At 52.1% G+C, this 23087-nt stretch carries 20 protein-coding genes and 1 other RNA gene; 5 read left to right on the forward strand and 16 right to left on the reverse strand.

The annotated features are described in order from the left end of the window. Window positions 1–4 precede the first annotated feature (4 nt). The 14 genes from BZG76_RS01170 to rsmI all read right to left on the reverse strand — a co-directional run bounded on the left by BZG76_RS01170 (window position 5) and on the right by rsmI (window position 15034). Complete coding sequence (locus BZG76_RS01170; protein ID WP_164837537.1) at window positions 5–775, reverse strand: cell division protein FtsQ/DivIB; 771 nt, start codon at window positions 773–775, stop codon at window positions 5–7. A 224-nt stretch (window positions 776–999) separates the two neighbouring features. Continuing rightward, complete coding sequence (murC, locus tag BZG76_RS01175) at window positions 1000–2457, reverse strand: UDP-N-acetylmuramate--L-alanine ligase (protein WP_077459859.1); 1458 nt, start codon at window positions 2455–2457, stop codon at window positions 1000–1002. Window positions 2458–2467: 10 nt separating this feature from the next. Then, the gene (gene murG / locus BZG76_RS01180; protein ID WP_077459860.1) at window positions 2468–3529 is read right to left on the reverse strand and encodes an undecaprenyldiphospho-muramoylpentapeptide beta-N-acetylglucosaminyltransferase; all 1062 of its coding nucleotides are present in this window, start codon (window positions 3527–3529) and stop codon (window positions 2468–2470) included. Further along, a complete protein-coding gene (gene ftsW, locus BZG76_RS01185) occupies window positions 3522–4730 on the reverse strand; it encodes a cell division protein FtsW (RefSeq protein ID WP_077459861.1) in 1209 nt (402 codons plus the stop codon). The genes murG and ftsW overlap by 8 nt, the downstream gene beginning before the upstream one ends. Then, window positions 4727–6061, reverse strand: coding sequence for a UDP-N-acetylmuramoyl-L-alanine--D-glutamate ligase (murD, locus tag BZG76_RS01190; RefSeq protein WP_077459862.1), 1335 nt, complete (start codon window positions 6059–6061; stop codon window positions 4727–4729). Before murD ends, ftsW begins: the two co-directional genes overlap by 4 nt. Before the next feature lie 2 nt (window positions 6062–6063). After that, window positions 6064–7146: a phospho-N-acetylmuramoyl-pentapeptide-transferase gene (mraY, locus tag BZG76_RS01195; RefSeq protein WP_077459863.1), complete on the reverse strand. Its 1083-nt coding sequence runs from the start codon at window positions 7144–7146 to the stop codon at window positions 6064–6066. Continuing rightward, on the reverse strand, window positions 7146–8513 hold the full coding sequence (locus tag BZG76_RS01200; protein WP_077459864.1) for a UDP-N-acetylmuramoyl-tripeptide--D-alanyl-D-alanine ligase: 1368 nt from the start codon (window positions 8511–8513) through the stop codon (window positions 7146–7148). The genes mraY and BZG76_RS01200 overlap by 1 nt, the downstream gene beginning before the upstream one ends. Then, a complete protein-coding gene (murE, locus tag BZG76_RS01205) occupies window positions 8510–9982 on the reverse strand; it encodes a UDP-N-acetylmuramoyl-L-alanyl-D-glutamate--2,6-diaminopimelate ligase (RefSeq protein ID WP_077459865.1) in 1473 nt (490 codons plus the stop codon). The genes BZG76_RS01200 and murE overlap by 4 nt, the downstream gene beginning before the upstream one ends. Next, window positions 9969–11735 (reverse strand): penicillin-binding transpeptidase domain-containing protein, encoded by a 1767-nt coding sequence (locus BZG76_RS01210; protein ID WP_021022625.1) that lies wholly within the window; start codon window positions 11733–11735, stop codon window positions 9969–9971. Before BZG76_RS01210 ends, murE begins: the two co-directional genes overlap by 14 nt. Continuing rightward, a complete protein-coding gene (gene ftsL / locus BZG76_RS01215) occupies window positions 11732–12061 on the reverse strand; it encodes a cell division protein FtsL (protein WP_077459866.1) in 330 nt (109 codons plus the stop codon). Before ftsL ends, BZG76_RS01210 begins: the two co-directional genes overlap by 4 nt. Window positions 12062–12064: 3 nt before the next feature. After that, window positions 12065–13015, reverse strand: coding sequence for a 16S rRNA (cytosine(1402)-N(4))-methyltransferase RsmH (gene rsmH / locus BZG76_RS01220; protein ID WP_021022627.1), 951 nt, complete (start codon window positions 13013–13015; stop codon window positions 12065–12067). Window positions 13016–13031: 16 nt separating this feature from the next. Beyond that, entirely contained in the window at window positions 13032–13490 is a 459-nt protein-coding gene (gene mraZ / locus BZG76_RS01225) for a division/cell wall cluster transcriptional repressor MraZ (RefSeq protein ID WP_021022628.1), read from the reverse strand. A 251-nt stretch (window positions 13491–13741) separates the two neighbouring features. Beyond that, window positions 13742–14122, reverse strand: an RNA gene (rnpB, locus tag BZG76_RS01235) — RNase P RNA component class A. 54 nt (window positions 14123–14176) lie between these two features. Further along, window positions 14177–15034 (reverse strand): 16S rRNA (cytidine(1402)-2'-O)-methyltransferase, encoded by an 858-nt coding sequence (rsmI, locus tag BZG76_RS01240; protein ID WP_021022630.1) that lies wholly within the window; start codon window positions 15032–15034, stop codon window positions 14177–14179. 61 nt (window positions 15035–15095) lie between these two features. Here rsmI and BZG76_RS01245 point away from each other — a divergent pair, with 61 nt between their 5' ends. From BZG76_RS01245 to BZG76_RS01265, 5 genes are all read left to right on the forward strand, one after another. Continuing rightward, window positions 15096–16946 carry a penicillin-binding protein activator gene (locus tag BZG76_RS01245; RefSeq protein WP_158011308.1) on the forward strand — a complete coding sequence of 617 codons (1851 nt, stop codon included), beginning with the start codon at window positions 15096–15098 and terminating at the stop codon, window positions 16944–16946. After that, complete coding sequence (locus tag BZG76_RS01250) at window positions 16943–17308, forward strand: YraN family protein (RefSeq protein WP_077459869.1); 366 nt, start codon at window positions 16943–16945, stop codon at window positions 17306–17308. The genes BZG76_RS01245 and BZG76_RS01250 overlap by 4 nt, the downstream gene beginning before the upstream one ends. A gap of 3 nt (window positions 17309–17311) precedes the next feature. Further along, entirely contained in the window at window positions 17312–17902 is a 591-nt protein-coding gene (locus BZG76_RS01255) for a phosphoheptose isomerase (protein WP_021022633.1), read from the forward strand. A gap of 3 nt (window positions 17903–17905) precedes the next feature. Next, entirely contained in the window at window positions 17906–18457 is a 552-nt protein-coding gene (locus BZG76_RS01260) for a BON domain-containing protein (RefSeq protein WP_077459870.1), read from the forward strand. A gap of 296 nt (window positions 18458–18753) precedes the next feature. Beyond that, window positions 18754–20706 carry a TonB-dependent receptor domain-containing protein gene (locus BZG76_RS01265; protein WP_077459871.1) on the forward strand — a complete coding sequence of 651 codons (1953 nt, stop codon included), beginning with the start codon at window positions 18754–18756 and terminating at the stop codon, window positions 20704–20706. A gap of 138 nt (window positions 20707–20844) precedes the next feature. Here the strand turns inward: BZG76_RS01265 and lptG are convergent, their stop codons facing one another. Together lptG and lptF are read right to left on the reverse strand one after the other, a co-directional pair. After that, window positions 20845–21918, reverse strand: coding sequence for an LPS export ABC transporter permease LptG (lptG, locus tag BZG76_RS01270; protein ID WP_077459872.1), 1074 nt, complete (start codon window positions 21916–21918; stop codon window positions 20845–20847). After that, window positions 21918–23018, reverse strand: a complete 1101-nt coding sequence (lptF, locus tag BZG76_RS01275; protein ID WP_077459873.1) for an LPS export ABC transporter permease LptF — start codon at window positions 23016–23018, stop codon at window positions 21918–21920. Before lptF ends, lptG begins: the two co-directional genes overlap by 1 nt. Window positions 23019–23087: the final 69 nt, after the last annotated feature.

Below are 23087 nucleotides of genomic sequence, written 5' to 3' on the forward strand. Positions count from 1 at the left end.
TCTCTTAATCTTGGCTATTCGCGGGGCCTGTTTCGCTTTTCCAGCCAACGGCCGCGCCCGTGTCATAACGCAAATCTACATAGGCAATTGTTTTATCTTGCGCACTGATCCGCGGGTATAACGCGACCAAGCGAGCAAGCCGTTCTTGCCGGGCTGTCCGCCCTAACTCAATCCGTACGCCATCTCGTGTCACGATACGCCAAGACCGACGTTTATTCAGTGACAGCGCTTGTATCGATAAACCAATTTTCCGCAGTTTCTTTTCCAGTTCACGACTCGTCGCCAGCACTTCTTCAGCTGAGCCGGGTGTGCCGTGTAGCGAAATTAACGATTTGTCAGCCACATCACTGGGTGAACCATCAAAAACCTCACCGCTTGGTGTGAGCAACTTTTGCCCGTTCCAAATCGCACTCGCGCGATATTCAGTGATGTGCACCTTCAAGGTATCCGGCCATTGCTTTCTCACGGCCACATGCTTCACCCAAGGCAGAGCCTCAATGCTGCTCTGGATGCTATCCACATCCTGCAGCATAAAGCTCTTTAACTCGCCCACTGACAACACCGCCTCTCGGACTTGCGTCGCTGTCACGTAAGTCTGGTCGCCTTCGAGCATCAGTTGCGATAAGGGGAGCTGCTGCTCATCACTCATCCAATCAATCACACGAGCTAGACCAAAGAGCATCAGGATAATAACCCCAATTAAAAACGCGAGTGATGCGCTTTTTTGGCGATCTAGCTGCACCATTCCTTGCACTCGTGTAAGGGCATTAACCATGCTCATACCTATCTTATCGCCTTGTGTCGATGCTACTTGACACTCATCGCGAAAAAACCGACTGATTATAGCGATCCCGCGCCAAGCACTCCAACACAGATATGCATTTTCATACATAAGCTGGGATCTATTGCGCGCATTTTGGCTCCTGAACGCGATAAAAATCTATTTTTTGATCACCAAGAGCGCAATTGCGCGCCGTTTTTACGTTGCCAACTTGTGTTTTATTGTGCCATTTCAGCCTTGTCTAGCTGTTTTGCCGCTAAGTTTTTCGCTACTTTACCAATATCTCCCGCCCCTTGTGTTAAAACCAAGTCATTCGCTTGAATAACATTGGCGAGCGCGGAGGGTAAGGCGTCGGCATTCGGCACAAAAATCGGGTCCAGCTTGCCGCGAGCGCGAATGCTACGACAAAGACTTCTCCCATCGGCTCCCGCAATCGGGGTTTCACCAGCCGCATACACATCTAGCATCAGCAACACGTCGACTTTTTCCAACACATTGGCAAAATCATCATAAAGATCGCGCGTACGACTATAACGATGTGGCTGAAAAATCATAACCAAGCGATGGTTTTGCCAGCCACCGCGTGCGGCTTTAATCGTAACATCCACTTCGCTAGGGTGATGGCCGTAATCGTCCACCAGCAAGGCAGTGCCGTCATCGACCGGAAACTCGCCAAGTTGATCGAAACGGCGTCCCGTCCCGGCAAAATTAGCGAGGGCACGTAAAATAGCGTCGTCGTCCACGCCGTCTTCGGTTGCTACCGCAATCGCTGCTGCCGCATTCAGGGCGTTGTGCTGGCCTGGCGTATTCAAGCGAATGGTCAAGGTTTCGCGGCCAGGGCGTGTCACTTTAAAAATGCCACATTGCCCATGTTGCTGGTAATCATGTAAACATACATCCGCATCCTGCGAGAACCCATAGGTGATCACTTGACGACCAATCGACGGAATTAACTCGCGAACCACAGGATCATCAATACACACCACCGCTAAACCATAGAACGGCAGATTATGGAGAAAGTCGATAAACGTCTGTTGCAGTTTTGCGAAACTACCGCCATAGGTATCCATGTGATCCGCTTCAATATTGGTCACAATGGCGACCATAGGCTGCAAGTGTAAAAACGACGCGTCGCTCTCATCCGCCTCTGCAATCAAATAACGACTGCTTCCCAAACGTGCATTGGTGCCCGCACTTTTTACTAACCCGCCATTCACGAAAGTGGGATCCAGGCCTGCCTCAGAAAAGATCTGCGTCACCATCGCGGTCGTGGTGGTTTTGCCGTGGGTACCGGCAACGGCAATACCATGCCGGTAGCGCATTAATTCGGCAAGCATTTCTGCCCGTCTGACCACCGGGATCCGTAAAGCTTTTGCCGCTTCAACTTCCGGGTTGTCAGCTTTAATTGCTGTTGATACCACCACCACACTGGCTTGTTCTATATGGCTCGCTTGATGACCGATAAAGATCTGCGCCCCCATGGATGCCAATCGCTCCGTGACGATATTCTGTGCAAGATCCGAGCCGGTTATTTGGTAACCTTCATTAATCAGCACCTCAGCAATACCGCACATGCCTGCACCGCCAATCCCGACAAAATGGATCCGCTTGACCCGGCGCATTTCCGGGATCATGGCGCGAAGTTTTTCCAGCTGCTGATTATCCAATTTACCCATTATCTATTCTCTATGTGTTTGCGTGTGCGGTAATAGCATCCGCAACGCGGGCATCTGCATCAATAATGGCAGCGTCACGCGCCGCCGTCGCCATCGCTAACAGGCGGTGGCGGTCTAACCGATTGATTGTTTCCGCCAGTGACTGGGCGGTCAGTGATGGCTGCTCAATCATTAAAGCCGCACCACGGGCGACTAAGTAATCACCGTTGAGTGCTTGTTGCCTATCTGCATGCATAAAGGGGACAAAAATCGCCCCAACGCCAGCCGCCGCTAATTCAGACACGGTAAGCGCGCCGCTTCGACAAATTACCACATCGGCCCAAGCGTAAGCCTCGGCCACGTCATCAATAAATTCGCTCACATCAACATCGACCATTCCGGCGTGTTGATAAGCGGAAAGCGTCTTTTCCGCATTATTTTTTCCGGCTTGATGACGCACCGTCACCGACTGTTCTAGCCGTGGCATTGCCTCAGGCACCGTTTGATTGAGGATACGTGCGCCTTGACTGCCCCCCATCACCAAAATACGTAGTGCACCTTGACGGTCTGCGAATCGTTGCGCGGGATCCGGGAGGTCACACACGTCTCGACGTACGGGATTCCCAACCACCGGCTGCCCATCAAACGCGCCCGGGAAGGCTTGCAACACTTGCTTGGCAACTTTGGCTAACCACTGATTGGTCAGCCCCGCCACGGCATTTTGCTCATGAAGTATCACTGGTACACCACTTAACCAAGCGGCGATTCCGCCTGGACCACTGACATAACCGCCCATGCCCAACACCGCATCGGGTTTGACACGTTTAATCACTTGGCGTGCCTGCCAAATGGCACTGACAATCATCCAAGGGGCTCGTAGCTTGCGCATCAGTCCGGATCCAATCAAGCCTTTGACACGAATAAATGCGATCTCGATACCATATTTGGGAACGAGTTCGGCTTCCATGCGATCAGCGGTACCGAGCCAACAGATGTCCCATCCCTGCTTTTCTAAAAACTTGGCGACCGCAAGGCCGGGAAATACATGACCACCGGTCCCGCCTGCCATCACTAATAATCGTTTTTTAGTCATGTTTATGATCTTTACCTTGATAAGGGGTTTTTTGGTGTGCTTGAGACGTCGCTAAGCGGTATTCGTGATCAATGCGCAGTAACAAGGCCACCGCGACCGCCATAATCACCAAGCTCGATCCCCCGTAGCTGATCAGTGGCAAGGTTAACCCTTTGGTCGGCAACATGCCCGCCGCCGCACCGACATTCACCAGGGTTTGAAAGGCAAACCAAATGCCAATGCCAAAGGCTAAAAAACCACCGAATAACTGGTTTTGCGCCAGACAGTGCTTTCCAATGAAAAGCGCTYTGAATACGAGGAAAAAAATAAGACACAGAATCACACTTACACCCACGAGTCCGAGTTCCTCGGCAATGACCGCAAAGACAAAGTCAGTGTGCGCCTCCGGTAAATACTCTAACTTTTGAATCGAATTCCCTAGCCCTTGGCCAAACCAGCCGCCACGTCCAAATGCCATCAGAGATTGCGTCAGCTGGTAGCCACTGCCAAACGGGTCTTGCCAAGGATCTAAAAACGCAGTGACTCGCCGCACTCGATAGGGTTCAGCAATGATTAAGCCCGCGACCAAGGTCAGACCCGTCATCAACAAGGCGATAAACTGCCACAATTTTGCCCCAGCCATAAACAACATGCCCACGGTGGTCACAAACATCACCACCACTGAGCCTAAATCCGGTTGAATCAGCAACAACCCCGCAAACAGCAGCAACACAGCCAGCGGCTTGGCAAAACCACGGAAATGTTCACGGACTTCACCATGGCGGCGCACCAGATACCCGGCTAAAAAGACAAATAAAGATAACTTGSCAATCTCGGCCGGTTGGATATTGATCCCCGCGATAGAAATCCATCGTACCGCGCCATTGACCGAGCGACCCACCACCAACACCGCCAGCAAGAGAATCGATGAGATCAATAACATGTAGCCACTGTAGCGCTGCCAAAGTTTGACAGGGATATACATCACCGCCACCGCCGCCAACATGGCAACCAGCAAATAAAAGGCATGGCGTTTGGCAAACAAAAAGGGGGCATCCGCCAGTCGTAATCCAACCGGGAGCGAGGCTGAGGTGACCATGACAAGGCCAATAACCATTAGGAGCAGAGACGTCCACACCAATTGGCGATCGTACAGTACCCCCGGCGATGGCGTTCGGAGCCACTGCCAACAATATTTGGGGAATGCACGCACTGCTGTCATAACGGCCTCGCGATAACAGATTCTACGCCGGCAACAAACGCCTGACCACGAGCGGCAAAGTTAGTAAATTGATCCAAACTTGCACACGCTGGCGACAGCAATACCATGTCGCCTTTCGTTGCAGCCGTTGCCGCGGCATCGATGGCTTGTTGCAGGGTATCAAAGCACTGTGCCGACGCGTCCAGTGCGGCTAATTGGGCTTGATCTTTACCAAAACAGTAAAGCCTGACAGGTAACTTGGCGAGTGCAGGCTGCAACACACTAAAGTCGGCGCCTTTACCCTCTCCGCCTACTAACAGGTGTAAGTAACCGCTCACTTCAAGACCATCAAGCGCCGCTAACGTACTGGCAACATTGGTGGCTTTGGAGTCATTCACCCAGATCACACCTTGGTGCTCAGCGACTTTTTGACAACGATGTGCCAGTCCAGTGTAAGTGCGCAGCGCGGTGATTTGAGCGGACTGGCTCACCCCGACACTATCAGCCAATGCCATGGCCGCGAGGCTGTTTGCTACATTATGGCGACCAACAAGACTCAGTGAGGATACCGGTAGCACAGGCTTTCCTTGCGCCGATAACCACACTTGCCCATCGTCAGTGCCCAAACAGTAATCGCCCTGGCTAAAGCCAAACAAACACATGTCGGCATCAATCTGTGTCTGTGCATCATCTGCATTGCCGATCAAGGTAGTTGCATGGGTAAAAATACGACATTTCGCCGCCCGATAATCCGCCAAGCTTTGATACCTGTCCATGTGATCTTCTGAGAAGTTCAAGAAGGCGGCGCCTTGAAGGGTCAATGACTCAGTGGTTTCCAATTGAAAGCTGGACAGCTCTAACACATAGAGGTCGTGGCCTTTGTCGAGCAAATCCAGTGCCGCCACGCCGATATTACCGCCCACGCCCACATTAATGCCGTCAGCTTTCGCCATTTCTCCCACCAGCGCCGTGACCGTACTTTTGCCATTTGAACCGGTAATCGCCACTGCGGGCTTATCGCAGTACCAAGCGAAGAGTTCAATATCACCAACAATGGGCGTGCCCGCGGCATGAACAGGCGCCAAGACGGGGGTGGCAAGCGAGATACCAGGATTAATCACCACCAAGTCAGCTGACGCCAGCCATGCCGAATGCCAACTTCCCGTATGTCGTGCGACCGTCTCTGGCAGCTGCGCCTCTCCAGGAGGGGATTGGCGCGAATCCATCACGCGGATCATGGCGTCAGGATGATGGCGAGCAATAAAGTTCACCACTGAGAGGCCGGTGATCCCCAGCCCCATCACCACGATATGCTTAAACTCGGTTAATGTGCGGTGGCCTGGTTGCGTCATGGTTAACGGACCTTCAAGGTGGCGAGGGCAATCAACACCAGCATCAACGAAATAATCCAAAACCGTACGATCACCCGAGGCTCTGGCCAGCCTTTCAATTCATAATGGTGATGAATCGGCGCCATACGGAAAATCCGTTGTCCCCGCAGTTTGTACGAGCCTACCTGCAAGATCACTGAGATGGTTTCCATCACGAACACCCCGCCCATGATGATCAATAGCAATTCTTGACGGACCAGCACGGCGATTGTGCCCAATGCACCGCCCAACGCCAGTGAGCCCACATCGCCCATAAAAACTTGCGCCGGATAAGTGTTGAACCACAAAAAGCCCAGCCCCGCGCCAACAATGGCCGCGCAAACCACAACCAGTTCACTGCTGTATTCGATATACGGAATATGCAGGTAGCTGGCGAAATTGACGTTACCGGTCGCCCAAGCAATAAAGGCGAAGCCGCCGGCAACCATCACGGTTGGCAAAATAGCCAAGCCATCTAAGCCATCAGTGAGGTTCACCGCATTGCTGGTTCCCACGATGACAAAGTAAGTGAAGACAATATAAAACAGACCAAGCTGGGGCATCACGTCTTTAAAGAAAGGCACCACCAGTTGTGTCGCCGCGGTGTCATTGCCATGGGCGTAGAGCGCGAACGCCACCCCGAGTGCGATCGCAGATTGCCAAAAGTACTTCCAGCGGGCGACTAATCCATCGGTATTTTTACGCACTACCTTGCGGTAGTCATCAACAAAACCAATCGCACCGTATCCCAGTAGCACGACCATCACAGCCCACACATAGGGGTTGGATAAATCGGCCCACAACAAAACGGTTAAACTAATGGCAGCAACAATTAAGACCCCGCCCATCGTCGGCGTACCGCGTTTGCTAAAGTGAGATTCGGGGCCCTCCTCGCGAACAACTTGACCAATCTGCATCGACTGTAAACGTCGAATCAGACGTGGGCCGGCCCAAAGCGAGAAAACCAATGCCGTCAGTGCACTAACAATGGCGCGAAATGTCAGGTATTCAAACAAGCGCATTGAGGGTAAAAGGTTTTGTAGTACTTCCGCTAGCCATAAAAGCATTAGCAAGCCTCCTTGATTGCGGTGACAACCGCTTCCATCGCCATCCCTCGGGCGCCTTTAATCAGTATCGTGTTAGGTGTTTGTGTTTTTATCATGGCTACTACGTGCGCAATCAGCGCCTCTTTACTGTCAAAATGATCGCCGCCACAGCGTTCGCTGATCACACGGCTATCGCGTCCGGTCGTGAAGACACGGTTAACGGCAGCTTGCGCCGCATGCTCGCCAACTTCACGGTGCATTTGCTCACTGTATTCACCCAGCTCTGCCATATCACCGACGATCAACCAACGCTCACCTGGATAGCTGGCTAAAACATCAATGGCAGACTTCATCGCTGGGACACTGGCGTTATAGGTATCATCAATCAGTCGTAACCCTGGACGAGGCTCACTCACTTGTGTGCGTCCTGCGACGTTTTCTACCGACTCAAGCCCAGTCACGACATCCGCCAGACTCACGCCGGGTAACTGCATCGCCGCACAACCGGCCATTAACGCATTAATAATATTGTGCTTGCCCGGTAGCGGCAGCATCACCGACTGTTGGCTCTGTCCGTCACTCAGCGTGAGCTGATAACAGCCCGCGTTTGTCAGGGCACTATCAATCAAGGTCAGGGGGGCGGCTTGCGTGTCTGTTACCGCAATCACCTGCTTATCTGCCAGGACGTCACCCCATATATCACCACCGTGGCTACCCTGATTCACCAACGCTATCCCGCCTTCGGGCAGCCCTTGATAAATTTCGCCTTTGGCAACAGCCACGCCCTCTAATGAGCCGAACCCTTCGAGATGGGCCGCGGCTAAGTTAGTGACCACGGCAATATCAGGCTTGACCAATGATGTGGTATAAGCAATTTCACCAATATGGTTAGCGCCGAGTTCAATCACCGCATAGTGGTGTGCAGGAGTGAGTCGAAACAACGTCAGCGGGACACCAATATCATTATTGAAGTTACCGGCAGTCGATAACGTGGATCCTTTCTGTGCCAGGATCGCCGCCAACATTTGTTTGACTGTGGTCTTACCGCAGCTCCCCGTGATCGCAATGGTCGGCACCTGGCATTGCTGTTTGACCCAAGCGCCTAACTGACCGAGGGCAAGGCGTGTATCGTCCACCAGCAATTGGGGTATATCAATGTTCAACTGGCGCGAAACCACCATCGCGGCGGCGCCTGATGCTTTTGCCTGCTCAGCAAAATCGTGGCCATCAAAACGGTCACCTTTTAGCGCGACAAACAGTGCCCCCGCGCGCAGCTCACGCGTATCGGTGGTAATGGCATCGATCGGCGGCGTGCCCGACGCGTGATCGGCATAATACACAGTGGCCCCTATCGCATTCGCCAATGTGCTGAGGGTTGTCCGAATCATGATAACTCCTTGAGTCGCGCCGCGACCGTCTCGCGGTCAGAGTAATGCACCTTGCCATGCGCGAGCACTTGATAGTCTTCATGGCCCTTGCCCGCCACCAAGACAATGTCGTCGGCTTGCGCTTGCTCGATGACCTGCGTCACCGCTTGAGCGCGGTCATGCTCTACCCATACACATTCGGGGTTGTGCAGCCCCGCGAGCATATCTTGCGTGATCGACTCAGGGGCCTCACCGCGAGGGTTATCATTGGTCAACACCACCTTGTCGGCATGCTGCTCAGCCACTCGGGCCATCACCGGGCGTTTACGCGTATCACGATCGCCGCCACAACCAAATACACACCAAAGTGCGCCGTGGCAATGACGTCGTAAGGCCAGTAGTGCTTTCTCAAGCGCATCGGGCGTGTGAGCATAGTCAACCACCACGGTCGGTTTGTCAGGCGCAAGAAAAACCTCCATGCGCCCCACAACCGCTTGTAGCTGCTGACTACTCGCCAACAAGGTTGATAACGAATAACCCAGCCCCAGCAAAGTCGCCAGGCTCACAAGGAGGTTGCTGACATTAAAATCACCCACTAACTCTGCATACATGTCACCCTGGCCCCACGAGGAGTCAATACGAACACAGACCCCCTCGGTGGTATAGGTCACCGACTGTGCCAGTACATACCGGCCGGCGTGAGCACTTAATGCGTCGGGCTGCATGGCGACGGCAATCGCGTCAGGCCATTGCTGGAGCCAAGTGCGCCCCACGGCATCGTCAGCGTTTATCACTTTGAGCGGAGAGCCCAAATCAAACAGTTGCTTTTTCGCCGCCGCATAGGCATCTAAGGTGCCGTGATAATCGAGATGATCATGGCTTAAATTGGTAAACACAGCCGCATCCAATGCCAGGCTCGCGACTCGTCCTTGGACTAAACCATGTGAAGACACTTCCATCGCGACATGGCGTGCACCTTGCTGCGCAAACGCCGCAAGCTGGGCTTGAATACCAATGGCATCGCCCGTGGTGTTTTCCGCCGCTTCTAATTGGCCAATAAAGCCATTGCCAGTGGTGCCCATCACCGCGGTCCGCTCACCTAAGGCATCTAACCACTGTGCAATCAATTGGGAGACTGTGGTTTTACCATTGGTGCCGGTCACGCCAATCATGCCTATGTGCTGTTGCGGGTGCTGATAAAAACGCGCGGCCAATGCCGATAAGGAAGCAGGTAAAACGCATAAACTGATGAGCGGCACATTCTGATGCCACTGCACAGCATTTTGCTCCGCTTGCTGCACCACAGCCACAGCACCGGCCTGAATCGCGGTATCGATAAACTGGCGACCATCAACTTGGTGGCCTTTTATCGCCACGAATACATCACCTTGACGGATTTTGCGGCTATCCAAGGATAGGTGCCGTACCGGCATCGAGGGCACATCCGCCAGCCAAGGGCTCAGCCATTGGTTTAAATCATTCATCGCCATTCACTTCATTTGCATGCTTTGCCACTTGCAACGCCGGACCCGTACCGGCATCCGGTGCAATGTTTAAAATCTGGAGGGCGCTTTTCATCACGCTCGAAAACACAGGTGCCGCGACCTGCCCGCCATAATATTTGTCGCCTTGCGGCTCGTTGATCACCACCACCATGGCCAGCTTAGGATCGCTAATGGGGGCCAGCCCCGCGGTGTAACCAATATATTCGTCGCCATAGCCACCGGCGACAGCGACTTTCGCGGTCCCGGTTTTGGCGCCAACGCGATAGCCATCAACCGCGGCACGACGCGCACTGCCGCCTTCTTGGGTCACCCCTTCCAGCATTTGCAGGACTTTATAGGCATTTTCGCGCGAGGCAACTTGCTTACCTTCTGTGACGCCTTCACGCTTTAAAATGCTCAGTGGTCGATTAATACCCAGCGATCCTAGCGTGGCATAAGCACGCACAAGCTGAGTCGGTGTCACCGATAATCCATAGCCAAAGGCTAGCGTGGCACGTTCAAAATCTGACCAACGACGCCGAGAGGGGAAATGGCCCACAGATTCACCAACCAGCTCAACGCCCGTACCGGTGCCGAGTCCAAAGCTGCCATACTGACCTAATAAGGTCTCTACAGGCATGGCTAATGAGAGTTTACTCACACCGATATTACTGGATTTTTTGAGAATACGCGCAAGGTTAGCTTTGCCGACTTTAGAAACATCACGCACTCGACTGCCACCGATTTGCATAATGCCGTTGCCGGTATCTATTACGGTGTCCATATCAGCAACACCGTTTTCTAATGCCGTGAGTACCACAAAAGGCTTCATGGTTGAGCCCGGTTCAAACACATCAGTAATCGCGCGATTACGCATGTTAAAGCTTTTGAGTGAGCTACGATTATTGGGGTTATAGGAGGGGGCGTTGACCATGGCCATCACTTCACCGGTCTTCACGTCCACCATCACCAAAGAGCCCGAGGTGGCGCGGTAATCGGCGACGGCTTGTTTGATAGCACGATACGCAATGGCTTGAAGACGCTGATCGATGCTCAGCGTCAGCGACTGGCCTTCTTTTTTATCTTCGGTGGCAATATGCTCCACGACACGGCCAAATCGGTCTTTACGCACCGTGCGTTTACCATGCTCACCCGCCAACCAATCATCAAATCGGCGTTCGATCCCTTCTAAACCATGGCCGTCAATCCCAGTCATCCCAACAAGGTGTGCACTGACTTCCGCACTAGGATAAAAGCGGCGTGACTCAGCTTTTAACCCTATGCCAGGTAACTCAAGCTTATCAACGTACGCTGCCATGGCTGGACGCACTTGACGTTGCAGATAAATAAAGCGCCGCTGCCGATTAGCCTGAATTTTATCAATCAAGGCTTGCCGATCTAACCCCAAAACATCCGCAAGCGCATGCCAGCGATCGACGTTTTTTAATCCTTGGTGTTTGAATACCGTCACCGGATCCGCCCACACGGCTTGAACGGGCACACTGATCGCGAGTGCCTCACCTTGACGGTCGGTGATCATGCCTCGCGCGGAAGGAACCTGCTCTGTTCGTATCGAACGCAGATCCCCTTCGTGGCGTAATCGATCGGGCTCAATCACTTGGATATAAGCGGCGCGCGCCACCAAGGCAGCCAAGGCTAAGCCAATAAATACGCAGACAAGACCAAAGCGCCACTGAATCAATACCGGTGGCGCTTTGGGTGTACGGCGATTAGTTGACTTGGTAGAACGTTTTTTCACCGGTCGTTACTCAAAGGTCGCGTTACAATCACTTCGTTCTCACTGGTGGGACGAATCATATCAAAAGACTGACGCGCCACGGATTCCACATGGCTATGTTCAGACAACGCATTTTCCTCTAACAATTGATTGCGCCACTCCACTTCAAGGGTTTCACGTTGCTCTAATAGCGCGTCCTGTTTGGCAATCAAATTACGCGTTGATTGGGTCATCGATACCACGGCAATCGCCGAAACCAATACCGCCAGCAGTAACCCTAATGGCAACTTCCCGATTGCCAATACATCCTGGCCTATCTGCTTAGCGAGGCTTGGGCGCGGTTTCATGCGTTATCCTAGCTTTTCCGCTACGCGTAATACCGAGCTTCGCGCCCGGGCGTTATGCGCCACTTCTTCCGCGGACGGTTTAATCGCCTTGCCAATCGGCTTCATTGCCGCCGAACCGAGCTCGGCAATCTGTGCTTCGGTCAAAGGCACCCCTTTGGGCACATCCGGTCCTTTACTTTGCTTACGGATAAAGCGCTTGACCATGCGATCTTCTAACGAGTGAAAGCTAATCACTGATAAGCGTCCACTCGGGGCTAAACTGGCGAGCGCGCCTTGCAGTGCTTGCTCGATTTCATCCAGTTCACTGTTGATGTAAATCCGAATCGCTTGAAAGCTACGTGTCGCAGGATGCTTTTTCTTCTCTCTAAACGGCACCGCGTGATCAATCAGCTTGGCAAGCTGATTGGTCGTGGTCAGCGCAGGTGCTTCTTCATCTTCACGGTGACGAACAATGGCATTGGCAATCCGGCGCGCAAAACGCTCTTCGCCGAACACTTTTAATACCCAAACAATATCATCGACACTGGCGGTTTCTAACCACTGTGCGGCCGACTGGCCGGTGCTCGGATCCATACGCATATCAAGCGGGCCATCATGCATAAAACTGAAGCCACGGCTAGGGTCGTCAAGCTGGGGCGAAGACACGCCCAAATCAAGGAGGATCCCATCGACCTTTTCCGCTAGCCCACGCTCACTGAGGTACGACGCTATCTCAGAAAACGGGCCATGAATAATCTGGAAACGCGGATCATCGATGGAATTTGCCTCTTCGATCGCGCGTGGATCGCGATCGATAGCATACAGGCGACCGTTATCACCCAATTGCGACAAGATATGGCGCGAGTGACCGCCGCGACCAAAAGTACCATCGACATAGATACCATCGGGTTTAATCGCAAGGCCGTCCACTGATTCATTTAATAGGACGGAAACATGGGTATATTGTTCTGACATACATTCACTTCATTATTTACAATGAGAGGTCTGCTAACCGCTCACTGAGCATCGGGGTTGATTCCGCCTGTGTGTCCATATCCTGGCGAATTTGTGCCTGCCACGTCTGCTCGTCCCAAATCTCAAATTTGTTGAGTTGGCCAACCAGCATCGCTTTGCCGTCTAACCCGGCATATTGGCGCAAGGTCGCAGGCAGTAATAAGCGACCTTGTCCGTCCATTTCACAGTCAAACGCATGGCCAAGTAATAAACGCTGCAGGCGTCGCTCTGCAGGTTGAAAGCTGGATAACTGCGATAACTTCGCCTCAATCACTTCCCATTCCGGGACCGGATACAGCGCCAAGCAAGGAAGTTGGTGATCGATCGTGCACACAAACTGGCCATCACAATGGTGAATTAACCCATCGCGATAGCGCGTTGGCAGAGCAAGTCGCCCTTTTTTATCGACCGAAATGGCGCTGACGCCACGTAACATGACGTTATTTTCCCTTTTTCACCAAGATTATCCACTTTACACCACATTTTCCCACCCAGAAGTGTACGTAGCAGGTAAAAAGAAAGTCAAGCAAGCCATGACAGTGAGCAAGATCACACCTGGGAAGATTAAAGAAGGTTTTCAGCGGCTTAATCAATACATAAACAAGCCGATGACATTCGGTTATAACCAAATCGTCTGACTCAAACGCTGAAAAAGAGAGGGCGAGCCAAAAAGGCTCGCCCTAAAAGGAGGTGAGTTGGCCTGTAAGCCGGGTTCTGTACCGTAAAAACGGTGGTAACCATTCGTCTAGGCCTGCAATCGCTCACAGGCTCCAGCAACCTACCCGTCCCCAAACGCGGGCCGCGCCAATAGGGACCTATTTGGTCTTGCTCCGGGTGGAGTTTACCGTGCCACGAACTGTTGCCAGTCGCGCGGTGCGCTCTTACCGCACCCTTTCACCCTTACCTGTGCTCCGAAGAGCCATCGGCGGTATACTCTCTGCTGCACTGGTCGTAGGCTCGCGCCTCCCAGGCGTTACCTGGCACCCTGCCCTGAGGAGCCCGGACTTTCCTCCCCTTTATTAGTCTCCCAAAGGACATCAATAAAGCAGCGATTACCCGGCCAACTCGAGCGGGGGAGTATATAGAAGAATATTCACGCAAGCCAGCGTAAATCGCGCTCAGCTATAAATTCTCTAGGCCCCATTTATAGAGTGCGTTTTTTTTCACCGCATATAATTCCGCGACTAACGCGGCTGCTTTTTTTAACGGTAACTCGGCCGCCAATAGACCCAGCGCATGACACGCCGCGGTTGGCAAAGCCGTTTTATCCGCGCGATGGCCGGCGACCAATAACACCATTTCTCCACGTAAGCGGTTAGGATCCTCACTCAACCACTCAATGAGTTCACCCAACGGTGCCCCATGGATGGTTTCAAAGGTTTTCGTTAGTTCGCGCGCCAACACCACGCGACGCGCGTCGCCCAGTACCTCGCGCATATCCGCCAAGCTGTCACGAATACGGTGCGGTGACTCATAGAAAATTAAGGTACGCGGATCATCGGCCAATTCACGGAACGTATCTTGTCGCGCTTTTGTCTTAGGAGGCAGGAACCCTTCAAAACTAAAACGGTCTGAAGGCAAACCCGATGCACTTAATGCGGTGACTACCGCGCAGGCGCCAGGCAATGGGACCACTCTGACACCCGCCTCACGGCATTGAGTGACCAGGTGATATCCCGGATCGCTAATCAAGGGGGTGCCAGCATCAGAGACTAATGCAATCGACTGGCCTTGTTGCAGGCGCGTTAACAATGCAGCGGCTTTCTGCTGTTCATTGTGCTCATGCAACGCAAAAGTTTTCGCACTAATCGAAAAATGCGATAGCAACCGAGCCGTATGACGCGTATCTTCGGCCGCGACCACGTCGACACTGGCTAAAACATCAAGAGCACGCTGGGTAATATCAGCCAAATTGCCAATCGGTGTTGGCACAATATACAGCGTGGGGTGAGCATGGTCGGATAGATTTGCATCAGTCATTTGTTTAACAACCCTTCGGCGATTAAGATAGGGGCAACGTTGTCACGGTTGAAATATGTTCATGGTTAAACTTACCCAGAAGCGTCAAAGTGTAACACGACTTATTACCCCTGTAGCCTTAGCATTGGCTTTAGCGGCTTGTAGTGCGCCGTCCACCACGCCAACTGCGCGTGATGTCATCAGTCAACCGGCAACGGAAAATTCGACATTTTATTTGTTGCAGGCCGAAACCAGCCAAGGTGAAAAGCAAAATGACTGGTTTTTACTGGCGATAAAAGCGCTGATTAACGAGCAACAATTGAACCAAGCGGATGTGCTGCTGCAGCGCTTGGCTGAGCGCAATCTTAATACGGACCAGCGTATTGAATGGACACTCGCCCGTGGGCGCTTTTTGGCACAAACCGGCAAGCTAACCCAAGCCGATCAAGCGTTGGCCTTATCCCCTGATTGGCAGCTCACCGAGGGACAATATGTCCGCTTTTATCAGCAAAAAGCCAAAATTGCGCGTCAGCAAGGCAATGCCCTGGACGCGGTCAACAATCAGCATCGGTTAGCCAGCTATATTGAATCCGACCAAGCTCAGCAAGCATGGAACACGCTGTGGCAAGATTTACAATCGCTCAACCAGCGCGAGATCAAACAGCTTCAATCCAGTGATGATGACATCCTTGCCGGTTGGGTCACCTTATTGGACATCGCGCGCCGCTACACCCGCGATCTGGCCGAGATGCAAAGCCAATTAGATGCCTACTTGGCGTCGCACCCTACGCACCCCGCGAACCAGTATTTACCGGATAATTTGGCCGATATCCAAGCACTGACCATCACACAACCCACTAATGTAGGGGTCATGCTACCACTGACGGATAAATTTGCTGATCAAGGGGATGCCATTCGTGATGGCTTTATTGAAGCCATGCTTGATGCGAAAACAGATCAACGCCCTCGTGTGCGCTTTTACGATACCAACGCCATGGATGTCGATGCGCTCACGCAACGTATCCGTGATGACGGCATCGACTTCGTGGTGGGCCCACTGCAGAAACACAAAGTCGCCGCAGTCAGTGACGCGCTCGCCGGCCAAGTGCCTTTATTGGCGCTTAACCAGCCCACGGATGAAAATTATACGCAAGGTGTGTGCTACTTCACCTTGTCACCCGAACAAGAAGCCGCGCAAGCCGCCGACCGTCTTCACCAGCAGGGGTATCAGTTCCCCTTAGTGCTCTACCCTGACTCTGCCTTTGGTCAACGGATCCGTGATGCATTTTCCGCCCGCTGGCAGTCACTCACCGATACAGACGTTGAGCAAGCGCCTCTCGGGGATCGTGATAAAATGCAAGCACGCATTCGTGATATCTTTGGTTTAGACGCCAGTCAGCGCCGCATTTCACAACTGAAAAAACTCACCGACTTACCCTTACAATCGCAAGCCCGCAGCCGTCGCGATATCGACGCCGTTTATATGGTGGCCGGTGMCGCTGAGCTGACTTTATTAAAACCCTTTATTGAGGTCGCGATTAATCCCGATGTCTTGCCGCCGAAACTCTATGCAAGCTCGCGTAGCAATAACCGCGCCGATGGCATGGGCCAATTAGCCGAGCTTGAAGGCATCGAATTCAGTGATATTCCTTTATTAGTGCACGCCCAAAGCGATGCGTATAAAAGCTATCAACAGCGTCATCCATCACCAAGTAACAACACCACGCGCTTACATGCCTTGGGGATGGATGCTTACCAGCTACTGAAGGGGCTACCACAAATGCAGGCCCAGCCGGGTTATCAGCTAAATGGTCAAACGGGGCAACTCTCACTCGCCGATCAGTGTATTATCCACCGTCAGCTAGACTGGGCGCGATTTGGTCAAACCGCCATTGAGCCTGTTGAGACGGAATCTCGCGGAGAGGCGCAGTGAAACAGCCTCAGTCCAGAGCAACAGGACAGGCTTACGAAGCACACGCTTGCCAATACCTAATGCGCCACGGGCTGAATCTACTCGATAAAAACGCCCATAGTCGTCGCGGCGAGATTGATCTTGTGATGCGCGATGGCAGTTGCTTGGTGTTTGTCGAGGTGCGTTTCCGGCGCGGGCACGGCTTTGGTGGTGCGGCGGCGAGCATTACCGCCACCAAACAACGTCGTTTAATTCTCGCCGCTGAGCGTTGGATGCAATGCCGCGGCATCAAAAGTATGCAAACCGAATTTCGCTTTGACGCTGTCACCTTTGATGGCAGCGTTGAGGCGGTCAACTGGATTCAAAACATTGTTCAAGGGTAAGTCATGCTAGAGAGCATTAAAGAGAGCTTTACCGAAAGTATTCAAACCCAAATCGCGGCCGCAGAAGCGATTCCCGAGTATCTATCACAATCGGCACAAGTAATGGTGCAAAGCCTACTTAACGGCAACAAAATCTTGTGTTGTGGTAATGGCGGTTCCGCCGCGAATGCCCAGCATTTTGCGTCTTGCCTGTTAAATCGCTTTGAGACTGAGCGTCCCAGCTTACCGGCTTTGGCGCTCACCACAGACACTACCACCTTAACCGCAGTGGCCAACGACTACAGCCACGATGAAGTCTTCTCCAAGCAAGTACGAGCGCTAGGGCAAGCGGGCGATGTGCTTCTGGCCATATCCACCAGCGGCAACAGTAAAGACATCATCAAAGCGATGGAGGCTGCCGTGACCCGTGATATGACCATTATTGCGTTAACCGGGAAAGACGGCGGCGAAATGGCCGGGTTGCTTGGCCAGCGTGATGTCGAAGTCCGTATTCCCTCGCAACGTACCGCACGCATTCAAGAAGGACACCTACTCACTGTCCATTGCTTGTGTGACCTGATTGACCAAGTCCTCTTTCCTTCTCACGGAGAATAATTCATGCGCGTTATCATGACCTTGATATTGGCACTGACGCTGCAAGCGTGTTCCGCCATTTATTCCTCCGATCCTCGTACGACCGGAGAAGAGTGGCACGATACCCAAATTGGTCTCAATACTGCCGGGATCGTGAACAAGGCCCCGTTCAAAAATAAGCTTCGCGTTAAAGCGGCATCGTTTCAAGGGCAAGTTCTGTTAGTCGGGCAAAGCACCGACCAGGCCCTCACCCAGCAACTGGTTGAACGGGTCCGAGCCCTGGATAACGTCGATGTTGTCTATAACGAAGTTCGTGAAACGCCAATGGTTGGCTTGGCCGATATCAGTACGGATAGCTGGCTAACGACTCGCGTCAAAGCAGCCTTTGTCGCCGATGACCAGTTACGCACGGTAAATATCAAGGTGGTCACTGAAGCCCGCGAAGTGTTTTTAATGGGCGCCGTCACCCAATCACAAGCGGACCAAGCGGTTGAGATAGCGCGCAATATTCGCGGTGTAGAAGGCGTGGTTAAGGCGTTTGAATACCTAGATGCGCCTCAATCTAAAAAAGATTAACGTTAAAAGACGTATTCTTTTGCGTGGGCCGGCATGATTGCTGGCCCTCTTATTTTCCGTCTTCATTCTTTTCTCGTCCGTTTCCACCGCATAGCATCTGCATTAGCTTTCTGATTGCCTCTCTATTTTCTTATTAAAAACAAACACGTCACATAGTCTATCCATTTAGCAACATAGGCAGATGATAATCGTAACAATACGCATTTTTAATATGATTTTATTGGTTATTTTGATCTCGCCTTGATATAGTTCCGCCCCCCACAATCAAATGATAACTATTTGCATAGGAGTATGACATGCATTTACGTTTAAGACCGCTCACCCTTGCTCTTATCGCCGCGGGAAYGCTCAGTCTGCCCGCTCATGCTCAAGACCCAAAGCCGGTCGAGACAGTGACTGTCACCGCTGACAGCCTACAAGGCAAAATAGCGGTTAATGCCGAAGCGCTTGAAGCACGTCAGGCACAAGATCTAGAAGACATGTTCCGCGATACCGCCAGCATTAACGTCGGCGGCGGGATTGGCACCGGACAAAAGGTCTATCTGCGCGGTGTTGAAGATACCAACCTCAACATTACCGTTGATGGTGCAGCTCAAGGTGGCTACCTGTTCCATCACCAAGGGCGTTTAAATATTGAGCCTGAATTGCTCAAACGTGTTGGCGTAGAGTCCGGACCTGCTAGCGCTGATAGTGGCCCTGGCGCATTAGGAGGTAGCGTCCGCTTTGAAACCAAAGATGCGCAAGACATGCTTCGCGCAGGGCAAGATATCGGTGCCCGTTTTTCCGCCGGCCACGAAAGCGCGGCAAATGCGACCTCGGGCAGTTCCGCTGTGTATGGTCGCCTTGGCGAATCACTGGGCATTCTTGCCTACATGAAAGGTCGCAATAGTGACGACTATCGTCACGGTGGTGGTGATTTACAACCTGCTACTGCCAGCCAACAGCGAAGCTACTTGGTCAAGCTTTCGCTTCTTGATCAGGGTGATCATGATGTTCGTGTTAGCGCCGAACGTCGGACAGATGAGGGCGATTACTTTATCCGTGCGCACATGCCTGAATTCAGCCGTCAGTCACAGAGCTATCAAGAAACCGAGCGCGAAACCTTCTCTTTCCAACATCGCTGGGCGCCGGATTCTAACTGGATTGAACTGACCACCAAGCTCTATCAAAACACCCTCGATCTTGATCGCATTGAGAGCCAGACATTCAGCCGTTCACGCAATATTGGCGGTGATATTCGTAATCGTATGCGTTTCAATACCGGTGCTTTGCAGCATGACCTCACCGCTGGCATCGATATGTTCGAGCAAAAAACCGACAATATCGATTATGAAGAAGCGAATGGTCCTAACAACCAAGACAAAGCCAGAAACATTGGTGTTTTCTTGCAAGATAGAATGACAATCGGCGACCTTGGCATTGCTTGGGGTGCCCGTTTTGATGATTACCACACCGATTATGGCCAAGCAGGCGAGATCGATGGCAGTGAAGTATCACCGAACCTACAACTGAGCTATCAAGCCACTGACAACCTCCGTCTTCATGCTGGCTACGGCGAAGCCGTACGCGGTGCCAAAACCCGCGAAGTATTGTTGATCGGTGGTGCCGTTGATGTGGAAAAAGGCTTAAAGCCCGAACAGGCTAAACAAGCTGAAATCGGTATTGAATGGCAAGGTTATGGAATGCTAGCCGAACAAGATACCCTGAGTTTTGCGGTCACCGGCTTTAATACTCAAATAGAAAACTACCAGGCGTATGATCGCGGTAGTGACCCACACTACCTTTACAATCTAGAGGATGATGTGACGAGCCAAGGTGTCGAAGCCAGTGTTAACTGGGCGCTCAAGCAGCTCGATACCCGACTGAGCTATAGCTACGTCGACATGGAAGATGAAAATGGCGATCCTTTGGGCGACGCCATGGCAATTGGCGCGTCAGTCGGTAACACTTGGGTGTGGGATACGCAATATCAGCTAGTCGATACCGATGTGAGCTTAGGCTATACCCTTACCGGAGTGGAAAGGCTGACCGATGTGCCAGAAGGTAAACACGAGAAACCTGGTTACATGGTTCATGATGTACGCGCACAGTGGCAGCCAGCAGCCTATCAGGGGCTTACTGTTTCACTCGCGGTCAATAACCTGCTCGACAAAGAATACAGCGAGCATAGCTCGTTTACCTTAAGCAGCGGCAATAGCATGCCTGAGCCTGGGCGCGATGTTCGTTTAGGTATGAGCTACAGCTTCTAAACCACACTTAGAGAATGATCAAATAAACTAAGGGCCGATATGTTATCGGCCCTTTTTTAATCTCTTCACGCTCGCGATTGATTTGCCAAAGCACTGATGTCATCACCTTACCTTGTCGCTAAGCGTTTACTTTCAGCACTACAGCTTGCGTCTCAGTAACAGCAAGGTGATCACCAGAAAAATGACACTTGGGGTGATAGCACCAATGGCCGGAGGGAGATGATACACCAAACTCATCGGCCCAAAGACTTCGTTGGCGATATAAAAGCCAAAGCCAAAAATCACCCCTGATAGCACCCGCGCACCCATGGTGACACTTCGCAAAGGGCCAAAGACAAAACTCAGCGCCAACAGCATCATCACCGCGATCGACAGCGGCTGTACCGCTTTGCGCCACAGGGCCAGCTCATAACGTGACGCATCTTGCTGTGACGCTTTAAGGTACGACACATAACTATACAAACCCGATAGCGGTAGCTCTTCCGGTTTCACCGTCACCACCGCTAATTTGTCAGGCGTCAGTGTGGTATTCCAAACCAATTCATCCTGCTCTACATTGCTCAGCGCGGTTTGATTTTGCATGCGCGTAATGGTCACATCTTTAAGCATCCAACTGTCTTTATTGAGATAATCAGCACGCTCAGCAAACACCACATTGGTCATGGTTTGCTGGTCATCAAACTTCCAAATGCTCACACCGGTCAGCGTATCTTGCTCATCCGCGCGGGCGATATAAATAAAGTCGTCGCCATCTTTCGCCCAAACCCCACGCCGCACCGACATCACGTTTCCGCCTGATTTGGCAATGGCACGCAGCTCACGAGCAGCTTTTTGCGCATCCGGTGCGCSCCACTGGCCCAGCACCATCACAATCAACATTAACGGAATGGCCGTTTTAAGCACTGATAGGCCAATTTGGAGTTTCGACACCCCAGCGGCCTGCATCACCACCAGCTCTGAGCTTGAGGCCAGCATTCCCAAACCAATCAATGCCCCCAGCAAAACCGCCATGGGGAAGAACATTTCAATATCGCGCGGCATGCTGAGCAACACATACAAAATCGCTTTACCCATGGTGTAGGTACCATCACCGACCGAGCGCAGCTGCTCGACAAACTTGATGATCGCAGACAATCCCACCAAGGTCGCCAAGCACAGTGACGAGGTGCCTATCAGAGTCCGGCCAATATACCAATCAAGAATGCGAAACATCAGGCAGATCCTTTTAAGCTAGCTTTGAGTTTTCTCACCGGTAGCGAATCCCAGCTGGCGAGGATCACGGCCAGTAATAAGGCGGCCACATTGATACTCCACAGACCAATTTGTGCGGGCAGATCGCCATCTTCTACCGCGGATTTCGCCGCGCTGATCGATAAAAAATAGGCCAGATAAATCATTATCGCGGGGAAGAGTTTGGCAAAGCGTCCCTGACGCGGGTTCACCGCCGACAACGGCACCACAATCATGGTCATCAAGGGAATACACAACACCAAGGAAATACGCCACTGCAGTTCGGCGCGCGCCTTCAAACTTGATTCACCAACCAATTGCAAGGTTGGCACCGCATCCCAGTCACGACTTTTTTCACGCACTTCGCGCTGACCAATCAATACCTGATAGTTTTTATAGGTCGTTACACCATAGTTAAGCTGAGTCGGTACGCCCTCGGTACGGGTTCCCTCTAACAAATCCAAAACTTGGCGACCGTCAGGCAGCTCAGACACATAGCCTTTATCGGCCACCACCACATTCGGCAGTAAAGAGCCTTGGGGGACGGGCTGAGCGACAAATACCTGCTTGAGCGTTTTACCATCATCTTCGATATTATCGACGAAAATCACCGCCTCACCCGATGGCGCACTTTGAAACTGCCCTTGCACCAACAATTCTAAACCGGATTTGGCCTCTAATTGCTCCATCACCTCGAGCTCTTGGTTATTAGCCCAAGGCGTTAGCCAAAGCGAGTTAAACGCCGCCACGGATCCGGTGATAATCGCGAGATACAGCGCGGCGCGGATCAGAAACTCATTGCCAATCCCAGTGGCGTTCATGACCGTGATCTCACTCTCAGCATAGAGCCGCCCGAATGTAATCAAAATGCCGATATACAAGCTCAAAGGTAACATCAACATTGCCATCGACGGCATATATAAACCGACTAAGGTAATGATCTGATTCCCCGGGATCGATCCTTCCGTGGCACTGGCAAGCACACGGATAAATTTTTGGCTGAAAAAGACCAGAAACAACACAAATAAAACGGCAACTTGTGTTTTAACTGTCTCCCGGATCAAATATCGAACAATTATCAAAGCGAAGGCACCTATGGAAAACTTGTTTTTTTACTCGAATAACTATAGTTTCTGGGTTAATTAGTTGTT

The sequence above is a fragment of the Salinivibrio sp. AR647 genome, assembly GCF_001995415.1.
Lineage (GTDB): Bacteria > Pseudomonadota > Gammaproteobacteria > Enterobacterales > Vibrionaceae > Salinivibrio > Salinivibrio costicola.